Source organism: Sporacetigenium sp. TC11 (assembly GCF_058146105.1).
This window is the reverse complement of record NZ_JBYVNY010000023.1, coordinates 1-3,055: the sequence shown is the minus strand read 5'-3', so window position 1 is coordinate 3,055 and position 3,055 is coordinate 1. Positions and strand designations below refer to the sequence as shown.

Annotated in this window: 2 rRNA genes; both read left to right on the top strand. The window is 50.2% G+C overall.

Annotated features, from left to right (window positions below):
- Positions 1–890, top strand: a 16S ribosomal RNA gene (locus tag ACUSRV_RS16915); the annotation flags it as partial.
- A 150-nt stretch (positions 891–1,040) separates the two neighbouring features.
- Positions 1,041–3,055, top strand: a 23S ribosomal RNA gene (locus tag ACUSRV_RS16910); the annotation flags it as partial.

The window sequence follows — 3,055 nt, the reverse complement described above, 5'->3', positions numbered from 1 at the left end:
TGAGTGCAGGAGAGGAGAGTGGAATTCCCAGTGTAGCGGTGAAATGCGTAGATATTGGGAGGAACACCAGTTGCGAAGGCGGCTCTCTGGACTGTAACTGACGCTGAGGCACGAAAGCGTGGGGAGCGAACAGGATTAGATACCCTGGTAGTCCACGCCGTAAACGATGAGTACTAGGTGTCGGGGGTTACCCCCCTCGGTGCCGCAGCTAACGCATTAAGTACTCCGCCTGGGAAGTACGCTCGCAAGAGTGAAACTCAAAGGAATTGACGGGGACCCGCACAAGCAGCGGAGCATGTGGTTTAATTCGAAGCAACGCGAAGAACCTTACCTAAACTTGACATCCCTCGGACCGCTCCTTAATCGGAGCCTTCCCTTCGGGGACTGAGGTGACAGGTGGTGCATGGTTGTCGTCAGCTCGTGTCGTGAGATGTTGGGTTAAGTCCCGCAACGAGCGCAACCCTTGCCTTTAGTTGCCATCATTAAGTTGGGCACTCTAGAGGGACTGCCGAGGATAACTCGGAGGAAGGTGGGGATGACGTCAAATCATCATGCCCCTTATGTTTAGGGCTACACACGTGCTACAATGGCTGGTACAGAGGGCTGCGAAACCGTGAGGTTAAGCCAATCCCTTAAAGCCAGTCTCAGTTCGGATTGTAGGCTGAAACTCGCCTACATGAAGCTGGAGTTGCTAGTAATCGCGGATCAGAATGCCGCGGTGAATGCGTTCCCGGGTCTTGTACACACCGCCCGTCACACCACGGGAGTCGGGGGCACCCGAAGCCAGCTTTCTAACCTTTTGGAAGAAGCTGTCGAAGGTGAAATCGATGACTGGGGTGAAGTCGTAACAAGGTAGCCGTATCGGAAGGTGCGGCTGGATCACCTCCTTTCTAAGGAGTTAATGCCTACTGTTTAATTTTTAGAGTTTAATTTAAAACTCTAAAACAGCACTTTGAGCAACGGAAATGAAATGTTTGAGCATTTAATTTCGTTGGCGACGTGCGTTAGCACTTTGAAAACTAAACAGCATATATATTTAAGGTCAAGTTATTAAGGGCGTAGGGCGGATGCCTTGGCACCAAGAGCCGATGAAGGACGTGGTAAGCTGCGATAAGCTTTGGGGAGATGCAAGCAATCTATGATCCAAAGATTTCCGAATGGGGAAACCCACCTAAAGTAATGTTTAGGTATCTCTAGATGAATACATAGTCTAGTTGAAGGGAACCAGGGGAACTGAAACATCTAAGTACCCTGAGGAAGAGAAAGAAATTCGATTCCGTAAGTAGCGGCGAGCGAAAGCGGATTAGCCCAAACCAACAAAGTTTTCTTTGTTGGGGTTGCGGACATGCTATCAATAAGAGGTCATTGTAAATGAAGAGGTCTGGAAAGACCCACCATAGAAGGTAATAGTCCTGTAATTGAAACAATAAATCTTTAAGCATGCTCCAGAGTACCACGGGACACGTGAAACCCTGTGGGAAGCTGGGGGGACCACCCCCCAAGGCTAAATACTACTTGGTGACCGATAGCGCATAGTACCGTGAGGGAAAGGTGAAAAGAACCCCGGAAGGGGAGTGAAATAGAACCTGAAACCCTACGCTTACAAGCTGTGGAAGCACATTTTTAGTGTGACCACGTACTTTTTGTAGAACGGGCCAACGAGTTACGATACGTAGCAAGGTTAAGCACTTATGGTGTGCAGCCGTAGCGAAAGCGAGTCTTAAATGGGCGTTTAGTTGCTTATCGTAGACCCGAAACCGGGCGACCTACCCATGGACAGGATGAAGCGAAAGTAAAATTTCGTGGAGGTCCGAACCCACGCACGTTGAAAAGTGCGGGGATGAGCTGTGGGTGGCGGTGAAATTCCAATCGAGCCCGGAGATAGCTGGTTCTCCCCGAAATAGCTTTAGGGCTAGCCTCAAGCGTAGAGATGAGGAGGTAGAGCACTGACTGTCCTAGGGGCCCTTTGGGTTACCGAAGACTATCAAACTCCGAATGCCTTTATCTTTTACTTGGGAGTCAGACTGTGGGTGATAAGATTCATAGTCGAGAGGGCAACAGCCCAGATCGTCAGCTAAGGTCCCTAAATGTAGATTAAGTGGTAAAGGATGTGGGATTGCACAGACAACCAGGATGTTGGCTTAGAAGCAGCCATTCATTCAAAGAGTGCGTAATAGCTCACTGGTCGAGTGATCCTGCGCCGAAAATTTCCGGGGCTAAAATCTACTACCGAAGCTACGAAATCATTATGATTGGTAGGGGAGCTTCCTGTAAGGGCTGAAGCATGACCGTAAGGACATGTGGACTTTACAGGAGTGAGAATGTTGGCATGAGTAGCGAGACGTGGGTGAGAATCCCACGGGCCGTAAACCCAAGGTTTCCAGAGGAAGGTTCGTCCGCTCTGGGTTAGTCGGGACCTAAGCCGAGGCCGAAGGGCGTAGGTGATGGACAACAGGTTGAGATTCCTGTACCACCAATAACCGTCTGAGAGATGGGGTGACGCAGAAGGATAGGCTATCCGTGCTGTTGGTTATGCACGGCCAAGTATTGAGGAAGTTCCGATAGGCAAATCCGTCGGAATAATTCTGGGGTACGATGGGGAGCGAATTAAGTAGCGAAGTAGCTGATTTCATGCTGTCAAGAAAAGCCTCTATCGAGGTTAAAGGTGCCCGTACCGCAAACCGACACAGGTGGGTGAGGAGAGAATCCTAAGGCCAGCGAGAGAACTATTGTTAAGGAACTCGGCAAAATGACCCCGTAACTTCGGGAGAAGGGGTGCCTCGTTAGGGTGAAAGCCCGAGGAGGCCGCAGAGAATAGGCCCAAGCGACTGTTTACCAAAAACACAGGTCTCTGCTAAGTCGTAAGACGATGTATAGGGGCTGACGCCTGCCCGGTGCTGGAAGGTTAAGGGGATCTGTTAGCTTTAGCGAAGCAGTGAACTTAAGCCCCAGTAAACGGCGGCCGTAACTATAACGGTCCTAAGGTAGCGAAATTCCTTGTCGGGTAAGTTCCGACCCGCACGAAAGGCGTAACGATTTGGGCACTGTCTCAACA